The organism is Thiomonas sp. OC7 (genome assembly GCF_900634595.1).
GTDB classification, from domain to species: domain Bacteria; phylum Pseudomonadota; class Gammaproteobacteria; order Burkholderiales; family Burkholderiaceae_C; genus Thiomonas; species Thiomonas arsenitoxydans.
On the sequence record NZ_LR131953.1, the window covers coordinates 2,278,679 to 2,296,347 of the forward strand.

General features: G+C 65.6%; 17 protein-coding genes. 7 read left to right on the plus strand and 10 right to left on the minus strand.

The features are described from left to right. The first annotated feature begins 118 nt into the window (after window positions 1–118). The 5 genes from BIO17B3_RS10865 to BIO17B3_RS10885 all read left to right on the plus strand — a co-directional run bounded on the left by BIO17B3_RS10865 (window position 119) and on the right by BIO17B3_RS10885 (window position 5,346). Window positions 119–1,096: a polysaccharide deacetylase family protein gene (locus tag BIO17B3_RS10865; protein WP_156054072.1), complete on the plus strand. Its 978-nt coding sequence runs from the start codon at window positions 119–121 to the stop codon at window positions 1,094–1,096. Between the two features lie 49 nt (window positions 1,097–1,145). Then, window positions 1,146–2,300 (plus strand): GNAT family N-acetyltransferase, encoded by a 1,155-nt coding sequence (locus BIO17B3_RS10870; RefSeq protein ID WP_156054073.1) that lies wholly within the window; start codon window positions 1,146–1,148, stop codon window positions 2,298–2,300. A gap of 8 nt (window positions 2,301–2,308) precedes the next feature. After that, window positions 2,309–3,370: a glycosyltransferase family A protein gene (locus BIO17B3_RS10875; protein ID WP_156054074.1), complete on the plus strand. Its 1,062-nt coding sequence runs from the start codon at window positions 2,309–2,311 to the stop codon at window positions 3,368–3,370. 121 nt (window positions 3,371–3,491) lie between these two features. Then, entirely contained in the window at window positions 3,492–4,667 is a 1,176-nt protein-coding gene (gene queA / locus BIO17B3_RS10880; RefSeq protein WP_156055278.1) for a tRNA preQ1(34) S-adenosylmethionine ribosyltransferase-isomerase QueA, read from the plus strand. Window positions 4,668–4,728: 61 nt separating this feature from the next. Then, window positions 4,729–5,346 (plus strand): DUF2202 domain-containing protein, encoded by a 618-nt coding sequence (locus tag BIO17B3_RS10885; protein WP_232054261.1) that lies wholly within the window; start codon window positions 4,729–4,731, stop codon window positions 5,344–5,346. Window positions 5,347–5,359: 13 nt separating this feature from the next. Here the strand turns inward: BIO17B3_RS10885 and BIO17B3_RS10890 are convergent, their stop codons facing one another. From BIO17B3_RS10890 to BIO17B3_RS10905, 4 genes are read right to left on the minus strand one after another with little or no spacing between them, the layout of a single operon-like run. Then, window positions 5,360–5,998 carry an ABC-type transport auxiliary lipoprotein family protein gene (locus BIO17B3_RS10890; RefSeq protein ID WP_156054076.1) on the minus strand — a complete coding sequence of 213 codons (639 nt, stop codon included), beginning with the start codon at window positions 5,996–5,998 and terminating at the stop codon, window positions 5,360–5,362. Continuing rightward, a complete protein-coding gene (locus tag BIO17B3_RS10895) occupies window positions 5,995–6,963 on the minus strand; it encodes an MlaD family protein (protein WP_156054077.1) in 969 nt (322 codons plus the stop codon). Before BIO17B3_RS10895 ends, BIO17B3_RS10890 begins: the two co-directional genes overlap by 4 nt. A 4-nt stretch (window positions 6,964–6,967) precedes the next feature. Beyond that, window positions 6,968–7,762 (minus strand): ABC transporter ATP-binding protein, encoded by a 795-nt coding sequence (locus tag BIO17B3_RS10900; protein ID WP_156054078.1) that lies wholly within the window; start codon window positions 7,760–7,762, stop codon window positions 6,968–6,970. Next, window positions 7,759–8,892 (minus strand): ABC transporter permease, encoded by a 1,134-nt coding sequence (locus BIO17B3_RS10905; protein ID WP_232054262.1) that lies wholly within the window; start codon window positions 8,890–8,892, stop codon window positions 7,759–7,761. The genes BIO17B3_RS10900 and BIO17B3_RS10905 overlap by 4 nt, the downstream gene beginning before the upstream one ends. A gap of 62 nt (window positions 8,893–8,954) precedes the next feature. Here BIO17B3_RS10905 and tgt point away from each other — a divergent pair, with 62 nt between their 5' ends. Then, complete coding sequence (tgt, locus tag BIO17B3_RS10910; protein WP_156054080.1) at window positions 8,955–10,094, plus strand: tRNA guanosine(34) transglycosylase Tgt; 1,140 nt, start codon at window positions 8,955–8,957, stop codon at window positions 10,092–10,094. 33 nt (window positions 10,095–10,127) lie between these two features. Here tgt and BIO17B3_RS10915 read toward each other — a convergent pair whose 3' ends face one another. Beyond that, window positions 10,128–11,564 (minus strand): PLP-dependent aminotransferase family protein, encoded by a 1,437-nt coding sequence (locus BIO17B3_RS10915; protein ID WP_156054081.1) that lies wholly within the window; start codon window positions 11,562–11,564, stop codon window positions 10,128–10,130. Between the two features lie 196 nt (window positions 11,565–11,760). Here BIO17B3_RS10915 and BIO17B3_RS10920 point away from each other — a divergent pair, with 196 nt between their 5' ends. Then, window positions 11,761–12,360 (plus strand): LysE family translocator, encoded by a 600-nt coding sequence (locus BIO17B3_RS10920; protein ID WP_156054082.1) that lies wholly within the window; start codon window positions 11,761–11,763, stop codon window positions 12,358–12,360. A gap of 16 nt (window positions 12,361–12,376) precedes the next feature. Here the strand turns inward: BIO17B3_RS10920 and BIO17B3_RS10925 are convergent, their stop codons facing one another. From BIO17B3_RS10925 to BIO17B3_RS10945, 5 genes are all read right to left on the minus strand, one after another. Then, window positions 12,377–12,583 carry a heavy-metal-associated domain-containing protein gene (locus tag BIO17B3_RS10925; protein WP_156054083.1) on the minus strand — a complete coding sequence of 69 codons (207 nt, stop codon included), beginning with the start codon at window positions 12,581–12,583 and terminating at the stop codon, window positions 12,377–12,379. Window positions 12,584–12,613: 30 nt separating this feature from the next. Next, window positions 12,614–13,018 carry a DUF302 domain-containing protein gene (locus BIO17B3_RS10930; protein WP_156054084.1) on the minus strand — a complete coding sequence of 135 codons (405 nt, stop codon included), beginning with the start codon at window positions 13,016–13,018 and terminating at the stop codon, window positions 12,614–12,616. A gap of 13 nt (window positions 13,019–13,031) precedes the next feature. Beyond that, entirely contained in the window at window positions 13,032–15,716 is a 2,685-nt protein-coding gene (locus BIO17B3_RS10935) for a heavy metal translocating P-type ATPase (RefSeq protein ID WP_156054085.1), read from the minus strand. Then, window positions 15,713–16,150, minus strand: coding sequence for a heavy metal-responsive transcriptional regulator (locus BIO17B3_RS10940; protein ID WP_156054086.1), 438 nt, complete (start codon window positions 16,148–16,150; stop codon window positions 15,713–15,715). Before BIO17B3_RS10940 ends, BIO17B3_RS10935 begins: the two co-directional genes overlap by 4 nt. A gap of 115 nt (window positions 16,151–16,265) precedes the next feature. Then, complete coding sequence (locus BIO17B3_RS10945) at window positions 16,266–17,630, minus strand: MFS transporter (protein WP_156054087.1); 1,365 nt, start codon at window positions 17,628–17,630, stop codon at window positions 16,266–16,268. Between the last annotated feature and the right edge of the window lie 39 nt (window positions 17,631–17,669).

The following is a 17,669-nucleotide window of genomic DNA, read 5'->3' on the forward strand; positions in this document are numbered from 1 at the left end:
CGCCATTCATTCAGGGGGGCGGGTTTCTTCACAGTCGTAATTATTTGTATAGTGGTTTTAACGATTTCGAGCCCTTTTTGGGCTTAAGACAATCTGTACAGCAACTTTCCAGAATCGCATGGCTGATTCCCCTCCCACGGCTCCAAGCGCACTCAAAAGCTACGCGCGCACCTCCGCTTTAGCGGTGGCGCTCGGCAGTGGGGTGTCGCACTGGCTAGCGCATCGCCATCCTGTGCGCCGCATCCTCATGCTGCACGGCGTGGGTGGAAGCACGATGCCTCCGGGAGATTTCCACCGCGTGATGTCGTGGCTGAAGCAACGCTATGCCATCGTGCCGCTCGATCTCATGGTTCGAGAGATTCTGGACGGTGTGCCCGCGCCCGCTGGGGCCGGCCGCAGCCAGCTCGCCATCACCTTCGACGACGGCCTGTGCAATCAGTACCGCATCGCCCGCCCCATCCTCGAGCAACTTGAGATACCGGCCACGATTTTTGTCTGCCCTGGCCTGGTGGATGCCAGGCAGTGGATGTGGAACCACGAGGCGCGCGCCCGGTTGAAGCGTTTATCAAATGAAGGGCTGATGGAGTGTGCGCGGACCTTGAATTCGCCTGCGCATCACCTCGAAGGCTTCATTGCCTGGATGAAAACTCTGTCCCTGCCGCAAAGACAACATGCGCAGGACGTTCTGCGCGATTGCACGCCGCGCTTCGTGCCCATCCCTGCAGAGCACGAGGCTTACGACATGATGAGCTGGGATGAGGTGCGCGCCTGTGACCGCGGCTGCCTGACGATAGGTTCGCACACCATGACCCACCCCATCCTGCCCACGCTGACGGAAGATGAAATCCAGCACGAGTTGCACGACAGCCGTGAGCGACTCGAGACAGAGCTGGGCCGAAGGGTCGATTGGTTTTGCTACCCCAACGGTTCGACGGATGAGCGAGTGCGGAAGGTCGCCCGGTCGATCTACCGCGCGGCCGTGACGACCGAAGAGGGCATGGTGTCGGCAGAGGTCGATCCAATCGCAATTCCGCGCATTCCTGTGACATCGCATCTTCCCCTACTGGCCTGGCGCATGCACCGGCCTTGGGCCTGAGAGACTTGAATTCGCGCATTGCCGCCCCGCTTCGTGCCAGGCCTGATCCATGCAAATTGAACTCATCACCACGACGCCGGCCTTCGACGCCCTAGAGCCCGAGTGGCGCGCCATCGAGGGCCTGACCCCGCGCAACAGTCTGTTTCTCAGCTGGGATTGGCAGCGTCTGTGGTGGTCGCAGTATGGGGAGGGACGAGAACTGCGGATTCTGGTGGCGCGTTTTGGCGGTCAGGCCGTGGGCATTTTTCCGCTGTATCTGGAAACGCACCGCGCCTTCAAGATCCTGCGCGTGCGTAAGCTCAGGCCCATCGGCTCCGGAGGCGATACCGCGCCCGACGATCTGGGCATGTTGTTCGATCCGGCCCACGAACAGGCCGTTGCCAGAGCGTTTGTCGATCATGTGCTGAACAACGTGTCCGGTTGGCAGTTGCTCGATCTCGTCGATCTGCCCGCCGATTCGGCCTTGCTGGCTTGCTGGACGCAGCAAAGCACACAGATTTCAGGCTCGATTGAGCGCACGCCGGTGAACCGCATCATCTACGGCGATTTGCCGCCGGACTGGGAAAGTTATCGCAAAGGACTCAGCCGAAATCGACGTGAGGTTTTAGGTCGGAAGCGCCGAAAATTTGAAGCGCAGCCAGAAGCGCGTTTTTTTCAGATCCAACAAGACGCGCAAATCGATTGGGCGTTTGAGCGGCTCGCCGAGTTGCATCGGCTGCGCTGGCAAGGGCGTACCGAAGAACTCAGTTTCACCTCGCCGCAGTACCTTGAATTCCATCGCGCCCTCATGCATGCCCTTCTGGCGCAAGGCCGGTTGCGCCTGTACGGGCTGGAGATGAATGGGCAGACCATTGCCATGTTCTACGGCTTTCGTCATGGCGCGACGCTCTACTACTTTCAGGCTGGATTCGATCCTCAGCACCTTGCGTTCAGCCCTGGGGAAGTGCTCATGGGGTATGTCATCGAAGCGGCGATCGGGGAACGTTGCACGCGCTTCGACATGCTCAAAGGCGACTACGACCACAAGCGGCACTACTTTCAACAAACCCGCGAGACTTTTGGCTTGCGAGTTCACCGCCCAGGCTTGATTCACTGGCTTTACCGCGTCAAGGCCAGGTTTGCTGCAAACCGCGCTTCGGCAGCACCTGCCGAGGACATGGGCGTTGCGGAAACGAAGCTCACCGCACACCCCGTAGCCGAGTAGCCGAGCCCATGAACGCCGATTCGAGCAGGTCAGGGACTACCGACCCGGAAGCCTTGGTTTCCGTGGTCATCCCGGCGTACAACGCCCGCAACACCCTTGCGCAAACCCTCGACAGCCTGTTCGCCCAGACGCACCGAAATCTCGACATCGTGGTCGTGGACGATGGATCCACCGATGGCACGGCGGAAGTTCTGGAGGCTTATGCAGGGCGGGTGCGGACGATCCGGCAGACCAATGCGGGCATAGGCGCGGCGAGGAATGCGAGCGTGCAGGCGGCTCGGGGCGACTTCATCGCGCTGCTCGATGCCGACGATTTGTGCCGTCCGGATCGCATCGCGATTGAACTGCGCTACCTACAGTCGCACCCCGACATCCTGCTCTGCAGTTCCGATTTCAGCGCCTTCGACCAAACCGGGCCCCTGGCGCCCGCCTCCTACTGCGGCGTCTATTACTCCCGCTGTAGCCCGCAACGGGGCGGCCTGAGGGCGCGGTATCCGCAGGCAGAAACTTTTGCCTTGCTACCGGAGGAGACCGCGCGGCAGAACGGCCAAGCCTCTATCGCGGTTTACTGGGGAGTGGTTTACGACGAACTGGTGCAAGGCAATTTCATCCATCCCCCCACGGTGATGTTCCGCCGGGACGCACTGCAGCGCGCCGGAATGTTCGATCCCGAGATCAAGATCGTCTGCGAGTGGGAATGGTTCGTGCGCGTGGCGCGAGCCGGGCCCGTGGCGCATCTCGACATTCCCTTGCTCGATTACCGCCGCAGCCCCACCCAGATTTCCTCCAGCCCACGCACGGCGCTGGATTCACTTGCGGTGGCCAAGAAAATCTATGCGCGCGACAGCCAACCCGGCCAGCGCCGTGATCGCCGTTCGCTGCGTCACCTGGGGGCGCTCAGCCTCAGCGCGGCCGACATGCTGGCCGAGCTTCAGCCCGAGGCGGCTTTCGGTCTGCTGGCCAGCAGCGTCTTTGTCTATCACACCTTCAGGGGGCAAACGCTGCGCACCTTGTTTAAGATCATGCTGCCTTCCGGGCTGCTCGATCTGCTGCGGCGCGTGCGCGCTTGAACCGCCCGGCGCGCGGCGAGTCGGCGGGCGCAACCGGCTACTTGGCTCCAACCTAGCTTCAAACTCATTCCTACTGATGACTGTTTCCCTTTCCCGTGGCTCCGCGGTCGAGTCGGGCGCGATGTCGCCCGGCCTCACCGCAGACGATTTCGACTTTCATCTGCCGCCCGAACTGATCGCCCAGCATCCGCCGCCGCGGCGCAGCGACAGTCGCCTGCTCGATGCGGGCAGTCCGCCGGCGCTGATCGACCGTGGGTTTCGCGACTTGCCCGGTCTGCTGCGCGCAGGCGATCTGGTGGTGTTCAACGACACCCGGGTGATTCCTGCGCGGCTGTGGGGCTTCAAGGCGGCGCGGGAAGCCGGGGCCGCTTTGGGCGGCGCGGTGGAAGTGCTGGTGGAGCGGGTGCGGGCGGACAACCGGGTCTGGGCGCATGTGCGGGCGAGCAAATCGCCCAAGCCGGGCCAGGTGTTGTCGCTGGGCGCGGCTCGACCCGATGCCGCGGCAGGCGACGAGCCGCACGCATCGGCACCGCTTTTCGCCGTGACGACCGTGGGCCGGGCCGGGCCGGATGGCGGCCTGTTCGAACTGGAGTTTCCAGCCGAGCCTCTGGCCTTGTTGCAGCAGTACGGCGCAGTACCCTTGCCGCCCTACATCACCCACGCGCCGGGTAGTGACGATGTGCGGCGCTACCAGACGGTGTATGCGCAGCACCCCGGCTCGGTGGCGGCGCCCACGGCGGGGCTGCACTTCGACGAGGCCATCCTGGCGAAAATCGACGCGATGGGCGCGCAGCGCGCAGCCGTCACCCTGCACGTGGGAGCGGGCACGTTTCAGCCGGTGCGGGTGAACGATCTGCGGCAGCACCAGATGCACAGCGAGTGGTACACCGTGCCCGAGGCGACCGCGCAAGCGATTGCCAAAGTACGGATGCGGCAAGCGCAGGCGCGCGCGGCAGGCCAGATGCACGCCGCCCCGCGGGTGGTTGCGGTGGGCACGACGGCCATGCGTGCGCTCGAATCGGCCGCGCTGGCGGCGGAAGCGGCCGGGGCGCCAGACGGCGCCGTGCTGCCGGGTGCCCGCGACACCGCGCTGTTCGTCACGCCGGGATATCGCTTTCGCGTGGTGGACGCGCTGCTGACCAATTTTCATTTGCCCAAATCCACCTTGCTGATGCTGGTGTCTGCCTTTGCTGGCATGGAGACGATACGCGCGGCTTACGCCCATGCCATAGCCCAGCGCTACCGGTTTTTCAGCTACGGAGATGCCATGTGGCTGACCCGTCAGGATTTGCGCTGACTCAAACCCATGCTGGCGTCATGCGCCCAGAATGAAAAACCATTTCAGACTGGACGCCATCATGGAACAAATCCTCTCCCCCCGGTTCATGCAGGACCGGCATCAACACCGCACCGAGCATATGGCGGCTATTCGCCAGCGCATTCAGTCGCACACCGCCCAAGCGCTCAGCGCCGAGGAAGAGCATGACCTGCTGCACATGCGCGAAGAAGAGAAAATCGCCCGCGATGTCTATCTGCAGCTCGGCGAGCGTTGGGCGCTGCGGCCTTTGGTCAACATCAGCGGCGCCGAGCAGGCGCATATGGATGCTATTGCCGCGCTGCTAACGCATTACGACCTGCCTGACCCGGCGCAAGGTTTGGCGGTGGGCGAGTTTCGCACGCCCGACTTTCAGAGCTTGTACAACCAGTTGGTGGAACGCGGCCTGCGCAGCGAGCTCGACGCCATCAAGGTTGGGCTGCTGATCGAAGAGTTGGATATTTTTGATCTGGTCGAAGCGCGCAGCCGCGCCCGTCAGCCGGAAATTCTGGCGGTTTACGACGACCTGGAGCGCGGCTCGCGCAATCATCTGCGCGCGTTTTTCCGCCACCTGCAGCGGCATCACGGCGAGTATGTGCCGCAATACCTGAGCCTGAGCGACTTCGAGGCCGTGGCCTGGAGTGAACGCGAAGAGTGCTGATGTCTTAGATGCTTCAGGACTGCGCTGCCGCCACGGCGGCGCGGGTGTGTTCGACGATGTTTTTGAGCGCCTGATCCAGCAGGGTCTGTGCACCCTGTGCGAAGTGCGCGGCGTCGTTCACCGCGATGGTCTGGCGGCCGTCGAAATGCCAATGCGCGGCAATGCGGCTGGTGCGCTGGTTCGCCAGATCGCACACCAGATCCAAGTGCACGGTGCCCTGATTCGCATGCACATCGTGCTCCAGCCGGTTCAGCTTGCAGTGCAGCGTCCACGGTGCGTTCACCAGCACGGCCTGCTGTTGCACGGCGCTGACCCACGGCTGGCGGCTCAGGGTGCGGTCGATGGCTTCGCCCACCAGCTGGGCCGGCGGAGCGAGCCAGCGGCTGTCGCGGTAGGGTTCCAGCGTGTCGGGGCTGCGGCTGTACATCATGGCGGGCGACTGAAATCCGGCAGCGGCGCGGACCGGCAGGAGTTGAATCACCGTGGCTTGCGGCAGCGGCGCGGTGCGGATCTCAGTGGTGGTCAGGCGGTAGGTTTGCTGCACCGGCGCACGGTTGACGGGCAGGGCGCAGGCGGCCAGGGTCAGGCTGGCCAGGCCCAGCAAAGCGGCCAGGGCGGCGCGGCGCAGCCGCAAAACAAAAGAGACGGTCATGGTTTTTCTCCCGGGCCCGGCGGCGGCAAGGCCGGGCCGTACAGCAATTGGCTGGGGTTGGCTTTGAGGTTTTCGGTCAGCGCGCCGAGCTGGCTGCTGAGCTGCTGCAGATTGCGCGCCAGCGCGTCCACTTCGGGCAGGGTGCGGGTCTGAAGCTGAGTCATGGCCTGCACGCCAGCCTGGGTGAAAGCGGTGGTGGTGTCGCCGGCCTGGGCAACGCTGTTGGCGGCGGCGCCGATCTGCGGCATCAAGCCGCCAAGCTGGGCCGACACGCCATCGAGCCGCTTCACCAGCGCCTGGCTTTGCTGCATGAGCGCGCTGCCTTGCGCACTCATCTGCGACAGATTGGCGCTGGTCTGGCGGGCGTTGGCAAACATCTGATTGATATTGTTCTGATTGGCCGCCAGAGAGGCGGAGAGGGTCTGCAGATTGCGCAGCGTGTCGCTGATCGACTGCACATTGGCCGGGCTGAGCAGCGCGTCCACCCGCTGGCTGATACGCGCCAGGGTGATGGCCGCGTCGTTGATGCCGCCCTCGATCTGGGTGAACACCGAGGGCTTGTAGGGAATGACCGGGTCAGGCTCGCCGGGCGGGGTGGGCAGTGGTGTCGACGAGGCGCCGCCGATCAGGTTCACCGCCGACAGCCCGGTGACGCCCAGCGGACTGAGCTGCGCCACGGTGTCGTTGCGCACCGGCACCGCGCTGTCGATCTCGACCTTGATGCGGATGAGGGCCGGGTTTTTCGGATCGATCTCGATGCTTGCGACCTTGCCCACGGTGACGCCGCGGTAGAGCACATTGCTGTCGGTTTTCAGGCCGCTGACGTTGTCGGTGGCGTAGATCAGATACGGCCGGGTGGCGGTCTGCTTGCCGCCGGTGGCCAGCCACCAGCCCAGGCCGCCGAGCAGCGCGCCCAGCAGCACCACGAACAGGCCGACGGCGGTGTAATTGACTTTGGATTCCATGCGATCAACCCCGTGAAGTCGTTTCGTGCGTCATTTCATGCAAATAGGCGGCCGAACGGCTGCCGCGGAAATAGGCGACCAGCTCGGGCTCGTCGCGCTGCGCCAGTTCTGCAGCGGGGCCGACCGCCAGCATTTTTTTGCGGGCGAGAAACGCCACCGTGTCGCTGCCGTGCCAGATCGAATCGAGATCGTGCGTGACTTGCAGAATAGTCAGCCCCAGCAGGTCGCGTAGCTCGCGGATGAGCTGGTCGAACGCCGCGCCGCCGATCGGGTCGAGGCCCGAGGTCGGCTCGTCGAGCACCAGCAACTCCGGGTCGAGCGCCAGCGCGCGGGCTAGCGCCGCGCGCTTGACCATGCCGCCCGAGAGTTCAGCCGGATATTTGTGCGCCGCATCGGCGGGCAGCCCGGCCAGACCGATCTTGAGCATGCCCAGTTCGGGCAGCAGGCGTTTGTCGACCAAGCCTTGCTCGCGCAGCGGCAGCAGCACGTTTTCCAGCACGGTCAGGCCGGTGAATAGCGCGCCGCCTTGGAACAGCACGCCGATGCGCTGGCGCAGCGCTTGCCGCTGCGCGTCGCTTGCGGCCAGCGCGTCCTGGCCGAACAGCTTGAGCGTGCCGCCGCTGGGTGCGCGCAGCAAGAGCAGGCTGCGCACCAGCACCGTCTTGCCCGAGCCCGAGCCACCCACCAGCGCCATGATGGCGCCGCGCGGCACGGCCAGGTTCAGGCCCTCGTGCACCACCACGTCGCCGAAACGGTTGACGATGCCTTGCGCGTCGATGACCAGATCGGCTGCGTTCATAGGTGCAGCAGGTTGTAGAGCACCGAAAAACTGGCGTCGATCACGATCACCAGAAAGATGGCCTGCACCACGCTCACCGTGGTGGCGCGCCCCACCGCTGCCGCGCTGCCCGCAACGCGCAGGCCCTGCATGCAGCCCACCAGGGCGATGACCACGGCGAAAACCGGCGCTTTCACCAGGCCGAGCACCAGGGTCTTGAGCCCCACCACTTGCGGAATGCGCGCGACGTATTCGCTCAGCGGCACGCCATAGCCGACCGCAGCCACGACCCCACCGCCCGCCAGCCCCATCACGTCGGCAAACAGCGCCAGCAGAGGCAGGGTGATGACCAGGGCGATGACCTTGGGCAGCACCAGCATCTCAAAGGGCGACAGCCCGAGCGCGCGCAGCGCATCCACCTCTTCGGTGATGCGCATGGTGCCGATCTGCGCGGTGTACGACGAGCCGGTGCGCCCGGCCACCAGAATGGCGGTGAGCAGAGGCCCGAGTTCGCGCAGGGTGATGATGGACACCAGATTGACAATGAGAATGTTGGCGCCATAGGTCGCCAGCGTGGCCCCGGCCTGATACGCCATGACCATGCCGATGAGAAAAGACAGCAGGCCGATGATGCCGATGGCGCGCAGCCCCGCCGCGTCGATTTCGTGAATGACTTCGCGCCAGCGCACGCGCCAGGGTTGCAGCAGCAGCGGCGCACCACGCCACACCAGTTCGCCGACGAAGGCCAGCAGCGCGCGCAGTTCGTCCAGCGCAATGAGCGTGGCGCGGCCGATGTCGCCCAGCAAGCCGAGGCGGCGCGCGGCCGGCGGCAACGCCAGCGCGCGCTGGCGCACCAGATCGAGCAACTGCTGCTGCGGCGGGCTCAGGCCGCTTGCGTCCACCGTGGCCCCGGCGCTTTGCCACTGCGCCATGCTGCGCACCAGCAGCAGCGCGCCGGGTGTGTCGAGTGTGGTGGCGCTGGCGTCGAGGGTGACGTGCCGCGTGCCTGCGGGCAGATGGGTGTTCGGCTCGCGCGCCAGACCTTGCGCATTCCACGCGCCCTGCAGGCGGCACACGCGCCGCTCAGGCGCGTCCTCCTGCGCCATCCAGTCCAGGGTGGCGGGGGCGTCGGCGGTTGAAGGGGCAGTCATGGCGTGCATAGGTTAGCGGATCGGACGATGCGCGCCACGGCAAGTCTGAAACAATGTCGCCCATGCTGCAATTCACCGTTCACCACACCGCAGGCCAGGCCCGCCGCGGCACGCTCACCCTCAATCACGGTGTCATCGACACCCCGCAGTTCATGCCGGTGGGGACTTACGGCACCGTTAAAGGCATCACGCCCGATGGCCTGAAAACGGCGGGCGCGCAGATCATTCTGGGCAACACCTTTCACCTCTGGCTGCGCCCGGGGCTCGACGTGGTGCGGCAGTTCGGCGGCCTGCACCGCTTCATCGGCTGGGACGCGCCCATCCTCACCGACAGCGGCGGCTTTCAGGTGTGGAGCCTGGGGGCGATGCGCAAGATCAGCGAGGAAGGCGTGCGTTTCGCCTCACCAGTGAACGGCGACAAGCTGTTCCTCACCCCCGAGGTGAGCATGCAGATTCAGACCGTGCTGGGCTCCGACATCGTCATGCAGTTCGACGAATGCACGCCTTACGACGTCGATCGCGCCGGGCAAAAACACATCACGACCGAAGCAGAGGCGCGCGAATCGATGGAACTGTCGCTGCGCTGGGCCGCGCGCTGCAAGACCGAATTCGCGCGGCTGGAAAACCCCAACGCTCTGTTCGGCATCGTGCAGGGCGGCATGTTCGAGCCGCTGCGCGACGCCTCGCTCGACGGCCTCGCCGCGCTCGATCTGCCCGGCTACGCCATCGGCGGCCTGAGCGTGGGCGAGCCGAAAGACGACATGCTGCGCTTGCTGCGCCACACCGCCCCCCGCCTGCCCGCCCACAAGCCGCGCTACCTCATGGGCGTGGGCACGCCCGAAGATCTGGTCGATGGCGTGAGCGCGGGCATCGACCTGTTCGATTGCGTCATGCCCACGCGCAATGCGCGCAACGGCCATCTGTTCACCCGCTTCGGCGATCTGCGCATCCGCAACGCCCGCTTCAAGCAGGACGAACGCCCGATTGACGACACCTGCACCTGCGCCACCTGCCGACAGTTCTCGCGCGCCTACCTGCACCATCTCGACCGCTGCGGCGAAATGCTGTTCGGCATGCTGGCCACCACGCACAACCTGCACTACTACCTGCAACTCATGCGCGGCATGCGCACCGCGCTCGACGCCGAGGCTTTCGAGTCCTTCGTCGCTCAGTTCCACGCCGACCGGGCGCGCGGGGTGTGATCGGTCGAACGCGTTGACGGCTCGGAGGTTCTCTTAACCGGCAGCCAGTTGCGTTGCCATGCGTCCGACCGCGTGCAAGGCTTCTTCCCGCTCGGCTGTCCAGCGTCCGCCGACGTTGAGCCGCAGGCAGTTGCGATATCGGGTGGAGGTGGTGAACAGCGTTCCGGGGACGATGACGATGCGTTGTTCGATGCAGCGTTGATAGAGCGCGACCGCATCGACGGACTTGGGCAGTTCGATCCAGAGGATGAAGCCTCCGGCGGGGTCGGTCGCCCGCGAACCCGGCGGGAATGCAGCAGCGATGATCTGGCGGGCGATGTGGATCTGGTCGGCGAAGCTGCGCCGCAGTTGACGCAGACTCTGGTCGTAGCCGCCTTGTTCGAGCAGCTCGGCCACGGCCCACTCGATCACGGCGCTGCCGCCGCCGCTGAGGGCGCGTTTGAGGTTGGCGACCTGTCCGCTCCAGCGTCCCGCGTCCACCCAGCCGATGCCGCGTAGGCCCGGCGCCAGGGTTTTGCCGAACGAGCCGCAGATCATCACATTGCCGCTGCGGTCGAATGAACGCACGGCGCGTCGGTCTTCCTCGGTGGGGGCGAGGTCGTTGCAGATCACATCTTCGATCAAGGGAATACCGCGCTGTTCCAGCAGTTCCGCCAGACGTTTTTTGCTCGCCACGGGCATGATGGTGCCCAGAGGGTTGGAGAGCGTCGGCACGGCGACGACCGCCTTGATCGGCTGCGTGTCCAGCGCGACCTCCAGGGCTTCGAGCGAGAGCCCAATGCCGGGCTGCATGGGAATTTCCACCGCGCGCAGACCCAAGACCTGCATGGCGCGCAGAAAGCCAAAGTAAGTCGGCGATTCAATGGCGATGACATCGCCCGGCTGCGTGACCGCGCGCAGACACAGGGTGATGGCCTCCATGCAGCCATTGGTGACGACGACGTTGCGGTGATCCAGATTGCAGCCCAGCTCCAGTGCGCGGCGCGAGATGGCTTGCCGCAGCGGCGCAATGCCCGGCGCTGTGGCATAGACGCCAAGACTGCTTGCGTGCCGTTGTGCGCTGCGCGCGAGGGCCCGGCGCACCCGCTCGACCGCGTAAAGGTCTTCGCTGGCGGTGGCGGCGCCAAGCGACGTGTAGGCCGGGTCGCCCGCAGCGTCGAGTACGGCGTCGGCAATGGCGTTGGTTTCCACCGCGACGGCTCGCGCGGGAGGGCGCGTGGTGGCGGGCACAGGCGGCAGGTTGCGCGCACGTCGCACGAAAAAGCCAGACTTTGGACGCGCCTCGATCACGCCGCGATCTTCCAGCGTGCGGTAAGCCTGCACCGCGGTGGACACGGAAACGCCCTGTTGCTCCGACAAGGCGCGAACCGACGGCAGTCGCGCACCCGGTCGCAGCGAGCCCGACGCAGCCAGCCCGGCCAGCCGCTCGGCAAGGGTGAGGTAGAGCGGGGTGTCAGGATCGGAGTTCATGCCCGCATGATGGCAGAGATTGACGTGCGCCACACCGTACAGAGGGCGGGCGATTTAGCCAATACAGATTGCAGAAAATTTATTTTGTGCCGGTACAGATGGCAGCATGCTGCATCTGTTTTTTTGGCGTGGCACTGCCTACAGTGAGGGCATCGTCCACCCAAAATTAGGCAATGTCCGCGTTGCGCAAAAAGCCATGTTGAATAGCAACCTTCCTGCCCTGGCGCTGTTCGCCTTTGTCACCTCCGTCACGCCGGGGCCGAACAATTTGATGCTGCTGGCGTCTGGTGCGAATTTTGGCTTTCGGGCGTCGATTCCCCATCTGCTGGGAATCAGCTCCGGCGCGCTGATTCTGCTGGTCAGCGTGGGTCTGGGGCTGGCGGAACTCTTTTCCCTTTGGCCCTGGGCCGAAGTCGCCATGAAATGGATCGGCGCGGGCTACATGCTCTATCTGGCCTGGCGCATTGCCAGCGCGTCGCCGCCAAACGGCTCTGCAGCGCGCGCGGCACGCCCCATGCGCTACGTCGGCGCCTTCGCGTTCCAGTGGGTCAACCCCAAGCTGTGGCTGATGGCGCTCAGCGTGTTCTCGATCTATGTGCCGGGTTCAGGCAACGATTTCTCGCTGGTGCTGGCGGTAGCCGCGCTGTTCAGCCTGATCAATTTGCCGACCATCAGCGTCTGGGCGCTGGGGGGCGCCAAGCTGCGTCATTTGTTGACTGAACAACGGCGCGTCAAGGTGTTCAACCTGAGCATGGCGGCGCTGTTGCTCGCCACGCTGTGGCCGATGCTGCGGTAAGCGGTGAGGCGAGGATTCAATCCTTGAGCGTCACCCCGTAGCCCTCATCGGCGACAGCCTTGGCCAACGCTTCGGGCGCGGCGCTACCCTGCACAGTGGCGCGGCCGCTGGCCAGATCGACCTGCGCGTCCTGCGTGCCAGGGACGGATTTGAGCGCCTTGGTCACGGCGGCGACGCAGTGACCACAGGTCATGCCGGTGACTTGAAGTTGCACGGTGTTCATGAGTTTTTCTCCTATTGTGGTGGCTAGAGATCAGGCGGGTTGGGCGAGGGCGTCGCGTACCTTCATCAGCTTTTCGCAGACTTCCTTGGCAATGGCGTGCACTTCGGGTTTGTCGATCAGGCCGAGCACCGAGGTGGGGTTCATGAAGTCGACCACGATCTGCTGATTGGTCACGTCTTCACGCACTACCACATTGCAGGGCAGCAGCGCGCCGATGTGCGGATCGAAGTCGAGCGCTTTCATGGCATAGCCCGGCGCACAGGCGCCGAGGATGCGATAGGGCGGCCTGTCGACGCCGAGCTTGGCCTTGAGGGTGGCCGAGACATCGATGTCGCTGATGATGCCGAAACCCTGCGCTTTTAGCGCCTCGGTGGTGCGGGTGATGGCGTCGTCGAAGGCGCAGCAGGCTTGGGCGGAAAACACGATGGAGGGCATTTCAAACATCCTTTCAGGGGGTGTGAGTCAGGGGAGAGAGTGCGGGGGATTGTGCGGCTGGCCTAGAGACTGGCGCTTGCCAGGGGGAAAGGCGTTTGAGGCGCAGGCTGTTGCCGAGCACGAAGACCGACGACAGCCCCATGGCCACTCCGGCCAGCATGGGGTGCAGGTGCACGCCCCAGGGCGCGGCGATTCCAGCGGCCAGGGGAATGAGCACGATGTTGTAGGCAAACGCCCAGAACAGATTGCCGTGGATGGTGCGCAGGGTGCTGCGGGCGGTGTCGATGGCGCTGGGCAGCGCGGCGAGATCGCCGCGAGTCAGGCTGACATCGGCGGCTTCGATGGCGACGTCGGTGCCGCTGGCCAGCGCCAGGCCCACATCGGCCTGGGCGAGTGCGGGGCCGTCGTTCAGCCCTTCGCCGACGAAGGCCACGCGCCGCCCCTGCGCCTGCAGTTCGGCGACCACGCGGGCCTTGTCTTGCGGCAAGACTTCGGCATGGACGAAGACCCCCACGCTCGCATGCGCTCGCTGCCCCCCGAGGGGGCTGCCCCCGCCTTGAGGCGGCTCGGCGGCGGGGGCGTCCTGAATGCCCAGCGCATCGGCCACGGCCTGCGCGGTGCGCCGGGCGTCGCCGGTGACCAGGGCGATGGCCAGGCCGCGCTGGCGTAGCGCCTGCACCACGGCGACGGCCTCGGGCTTGAGAGGATCGGATATGCCCAGCACGGCGATGCACTTCTGATCTTGCGCCAGAAACACCGCGGTCTGGCCTTGGGCTTCGAGCGCGTCGGCCTGCTCGCCCAGGGTATTCAGCGCGATGCCTTCGCGCTCCATCAGCCGCCGCGCGCCCAGCAGCAGGGTGTGACCGTCGAGGGTGGCACGCACGCCGTAGCCGGGAATGGCGGCGAAGTTCTGCACGGCGGGCGGGGTCAGGCCGCGTTGCGCGGCGGCGTCGCGCACGGCGCGGGCCAGGGGGTGCTCGGAGTCGGCTTCCAGCGCGGCGGCGAGTCGCAGCGCCGCGGTGTCATCCAGCGTGCTGTGCAGCGCGGTGAGCGCGGGTTTGCCCAGAGTCACGGTGCCGGTTTTGTCGAGCAGAACGGTGTCGATGCGGGACAGCGCTTCCAGCGCTTCGCCCTTGCGGAACAGCACGCCCATTTCGGCCGCGCGGCTGCTGCCCACCAGAATGGCCGCCGGGGTAGCGAGACCCATGGCGCAGGGGCAGGCCACCACCAGCACGGCGACTGCGGCCACCAGAGCCGCGCTCACGTCACCGGTGAGCGCCAGCCACGTGGCGAAGCTGGCGGCGGCGATCAGCAGCACCACGGGGGTGAACACGGCCACCACCCGGTCGGCCACGCGCTGCACCGGCAGCTTGCCGGTCTGCGCGCTTTCCACCAGCCGCACGATCTGCGACAGCACGGTGTCCTTGCCCAGCGCGGTGGCTTCGATCACCAACCGGCCTTCGGCGTTGACCGTGCCGCCCACCACCCGGTCGCCCGGCTTGCGGCGCACCGGCACGGCCTCGCCGGTGAGCATGGATTCGTCCACATGGCTGTCGCCTTCGATCACGCTGCCGTCCACCGGGATGCGCTCGCCGGGGCGAACCAGCACGCGGTCGCCGATGTGCAGCGCGGCGAGGCTGACTTGTTGCTCTGCGCCTTGTGCGTCAAGACGGGTGGCCTGCTTGGCCTGCAGCCCGAGCAGTTTGTGGATGGCGGTGGAAGCGCGGCCCTTGGCCAGTTCTTCCAGATACTTGCCCGCCAGAATCACCGCCACCACCACCGCGGCGGAATCGAAATACACATGCCGCGACTCGGCGGCAAACCATTGCGGCACCAGCAGCACCAGCGTGCTGTAAGCCCATGCCGCGCCGGTGCCGGTGGCGACCAGCGAATTCATGTCGGGCGAGAGATGGCGGTAGGCGATGGCGCCGGTGCGGAAGAACCGCCGTCCGGGGCCGAACAGCACGGCGCTGGTGAAGACGAACTGCACCCAGTCCCAAAAACGCGGAACGGGTGAGGCACGCAGCAGCGCGGCGTCGAGTGCGGGCCAGAGCATGGGCAACATCGACAGCAGCAGCACGGGCAGCGCCAGCGCGGCAGCGAGGAGCAAGCCGCGCCGCATGCGCGCCAGATTGCGGGCGTGGGCGGCCGCGCTGGCGTTTTCGGCGGCGGCATCGCCCTCTTGCACTAGACGGGCGCCGTAGCCCGCATCCACCACGGCCTGCGCCAGCGCCTGGGCGTCGAGCATGGCGGGCAGATAACGCACCTGCGCGCGGTTGACCGCCAGATTCACCGTGGCCGACAGCACGCCGGGCTGCTTGCGCAGCGCGCGCTCCACCCGGCCGACGCAGGAGGCGCAGGTCATGCCTTCCACGTCCAGCGCGGTTTCGGCGACCATCGGGGTGTAGCCCGCAGCGCTCACCGCATCGGCAATGGCTTGCGGCGTGGCGGCTTGCGGGTCGTATGTCACCTCGGCCTGCGTGGTGGCGAGGTTGACGCTGGCGGCTTGTACGCCGGGAAGCTTGCGCAGGGCGCGTTCCACCCGAGCGCTGCATGAGGCACAGGTCATGCCGCCCACATCGAGCCGCAGGGTCTGGCCCGCGGCCGGGGCCTTGCCGGATGGCTCTGGCGTCGGCGCATCGGACAGATCCACCGGGCAAGCGGCCAAGTCTGGTGCGGGGGAGGTAGGCGCTTTCATGTCGGCTCTCCATTTCGTAAGGCGCCGAGAATGGGGCACTGCGCCGTGGGGCCGTGGCCGGGGCAGGCGTCGAGCAGGGTCTGCAGACCTTTTTTCATGCGCTGCAGATCGTCCATCTTGGCGTCGATCTCGGCCACTCGTTGCGCGACGAGGGTGCGCACCGCGCCCATATCGGCCTCGGGCCGGGCGTGCAGCGCCAGAAGCTCGCCGATCTGCGCCAGCGAAAACCCCAGCGCCTGCGCCCGACGGATGAAATCGAGCCGCTCGATGGCCTGCGGCGCGTACAGCCGGTAGCCGCTGGCGGTGCGCTGCGTAGGAGCCAGCAGTCCCAGACGTTCGTAGTAACGCAGCGTTTCCGCGCCCAGTTGCGCACGCTGCGCCAACTCGCCAATGGTGAGCTGGGACGATTCAAAGCGGGCTTGGGGGATCGGCATGGTGCGGCGCGGGCGGGTACGGTGGAGAGGCAAACTTTACACCTTACTAAAGACTATAGGGTTGGAATGGGATCCGTGGTTGAAATGAAAATCAGCCGAGCAGATCAGCGGGCGCTCAAGAACCCGCCGCCATTTTCCGGCGCAGCACCCAGGCGACGAAGCGCCGCCCGTACACCGGCTGCGTTCGCACCAACCAGGCCACCACCAGGGCGTTGAACACGGCCACGGTGAGTAGCAGCATCGGCACGCCCACGCCTGCGGTGAGCAACACGGCGCAATACGCCGCGCAGGCAATCATGAACAGGGCGTTGAGCATATTGCTGGCAGCGATTACGCGAGCGCGGTGGGTTTCGGCCACGCGGTGCTGAATGAAGGCATAAAGCGGCACGCTGTAAATCCCGGCGCTGGCCGAAACCAGCAGCAGATCGACCATCAGCCGCCAGTGCTCGCCTTCGCGCAGAAACAGGGTGAGGGTTTGCAGCTGCCCGTTGTGTGGCAGATTCTGGGTGGCGAAGTAGAGATCGATGCCGAACACCGACATGCCGATGGCGCCGACCAGCACCAGGCCGATTTCCACCCGGCCATGCGCCATCCACTCGCAGGCCACCGAGCCCAGGCCGATGCCCACGGCGAAAATCACCAGCAGCAGCGACGCCACCGCTTCGCTGCCGTGCACCACCTCGCGGGTGAAGATCGGAAACTGGGTGAGGAAGGCCACGCCGTAGAACCACATCCAGGCAATGGCGATCAGCGCGACCAGTACGGGGCGGTCGGCCGCTGCGAGCCTGAGGCTGCGCGCCGTTGCGCTGAACGGATTCCAGTTGATGCGGGTGTCGCTGCACAGCGGCGGGGTGCGCGGCACAAAGCGCGCCATCGTCCAGCCGGCTAATGCGACGACAAGACAGGCCACCCCGGCAAACACCGGCCCTTGCGGATAGGTCATCAGCACCCCGCCAATCATGCTGCCCAGCAGAATGGCGACAAAGCCGCCCATTTCGGTCATGCCGTTGCCGCCGGTGAGCTCGGCCGTGTGCAGGTGGCGCGGCAGATAGGCGAACTTCACCGGCCCGAACAGGGTGGAATGCAGCCCCATGCCCAGCACGCACAGCAACAGCAGCGGCACGTTCACCGTAATGAAGCCCCACAGCGCCGCGAGCATGATGACAATCTCGAAGGTCTTGATGCGCCGCATGATGACGCCCATGTCGCACTTGTCCGCCAGTTGTCCGGCAGTGGCCGATAGCAGCACGAAGGGCAGCACATACAGCGCGGCGATCAGGTTGACCATCAGCCCTGCGGGCAGCCCGGTCTGCGCCTCGGCGCGGTAGGTCACCAGCATGGTGAAGGCGAACTTCAGCAGGTTGTCATTGCCCGCATTGGTGAACTGCGTCCAGAAAAACGGCGCGAATCGGCGCTGGCCCAGCAGCTTGAACTGGTTGACAGACAGCGGCGGATCGTGGGACGGAGGTGTGGAAGCCATGCGTGATGCGGAAAAAACTCCGGCATGTTCGCACAGTCG

Bases quoted from the DNA above. Each gene is read 5' to 3' on its own strand.
- BIO17B3_RS10865 (WP_156054072.1), top strand. From the start codon at position 119: ATGGCTGATTCCCCTCCCACGGCTCCAAGCGCACTCAAAAGCTACGCG.
- BIO17B3_RS10870 (WP_156054073.1), top strand. From the start codon at position 1,146: ATGCAAATTGAACTCATCACCACGACGCCGGCCTTCGACGCCCTAGAG.
- BIO17B3_RS10875 (WP_156054074.1), top strand. From the start codon at position 2,309: ATGAACGCCGATTCGAGCAGGTCAGGGACTACCGACCCGGAAGCCTTG.
- queA (WP_156055278.1), top strand. From the start codon at position 3,492: ATGTCGCCCGGCCTCACCGCAGACGATTTCGACTTTCATCTGCCGCCC.
- BIO17B3_RS10885 (WP_232054261.1), top strand. From the start codon at position 4,729: ATGGAACAAATCCTCTCCCCCCGGTTCATGCAGGACCGGCATCAACAC.
- BIO17B3_RS10890 (WP_156054076.1), bottom strand. From the start codon at position 5,998: ATGACCGTCTCTTTTGTTTTGCGGCTGCGCCGCGCCGCCCTGGCCGCT.
- BIO17B3_RS10895 (WP_156054077.1), bottom strand. From the start codon at position 6,963: ATGGAATCCAAAGTCAATTACACCGCCGTCGGCCTGTTCGTGGTGCTG.
- BIO17B3_RS10900 (WP_156054078.1), bottom strand. From the start codon at position 7,762: ATGAACGCAGCCGATCTGGTCATCGACGCGCAAGGCATCGTCAACCGT.
- BIO17B3_RS10905 (WP_232054262.1), bottom strand. From the start codon at position 8,892: ATGACTGCCCCTTCAACCGCCGACGCCCCCGCCACCCTGGACTGGATG.
- tgt (WP_156054080.1), top strand. From the start codon at position 8,955: ATGCTGCAATTCACCGTTCACCACACCGCAGGCCAGGCCCGCCGCGGC.
- BIO17B3_RS10915 (WP_156054081.1), bottom strand. From the start codon at position 11,564: ATGAACTCCGATCCTGACACCCCGCTCTACCTCACCCTTGCCGAGCGG.
- BIO17B3_RS10920 (WP_156054082.1), top strand. From the start codon at position 11,761: ATGTTGAATAGCAACCTTCCTGCCCTGGCGCTGTTCGCCTTTGTCACC.
- BIO17B3_RS10925 (WP_156054083.1), bottom strand. From the start codon at position 12,583: ATGAACACCGTGCAACTTCAAGTCACCGGCATGACCTGTGGTCACTGC.
- BIO17B3_RS10930 (WP_156054084.1), bottom strand. From the start codon at position 13,018: ATGCCCTCCATCGTGTTTTCCGCCCAAGCCTGCTGCGCCTTCGACGAC.
- BIO17B3_RS10935 (WP_156054085.1), bottom strand. From the start codon at position 15,716: ATGAAAGCGCCTACCTCCCCCGCACCAGACTTGGCCGCTTGCCCGGTG.
- BIO17B3_RS10940 (WP_156054086.1), bottom strand. From the start codon at position 16,150: ATGCCGATCCCCCAAGCCCGCTTTGAATCGTCCCAGCTCACCATTGGC.
- BIO17B3_RS10945 (WP_156054087.1), bottom strand. From the start codon at position 17,630: ATGGCTTCCACACCTCCGTCCCACGATCCGCCGCTGTCTGTCAACCAG.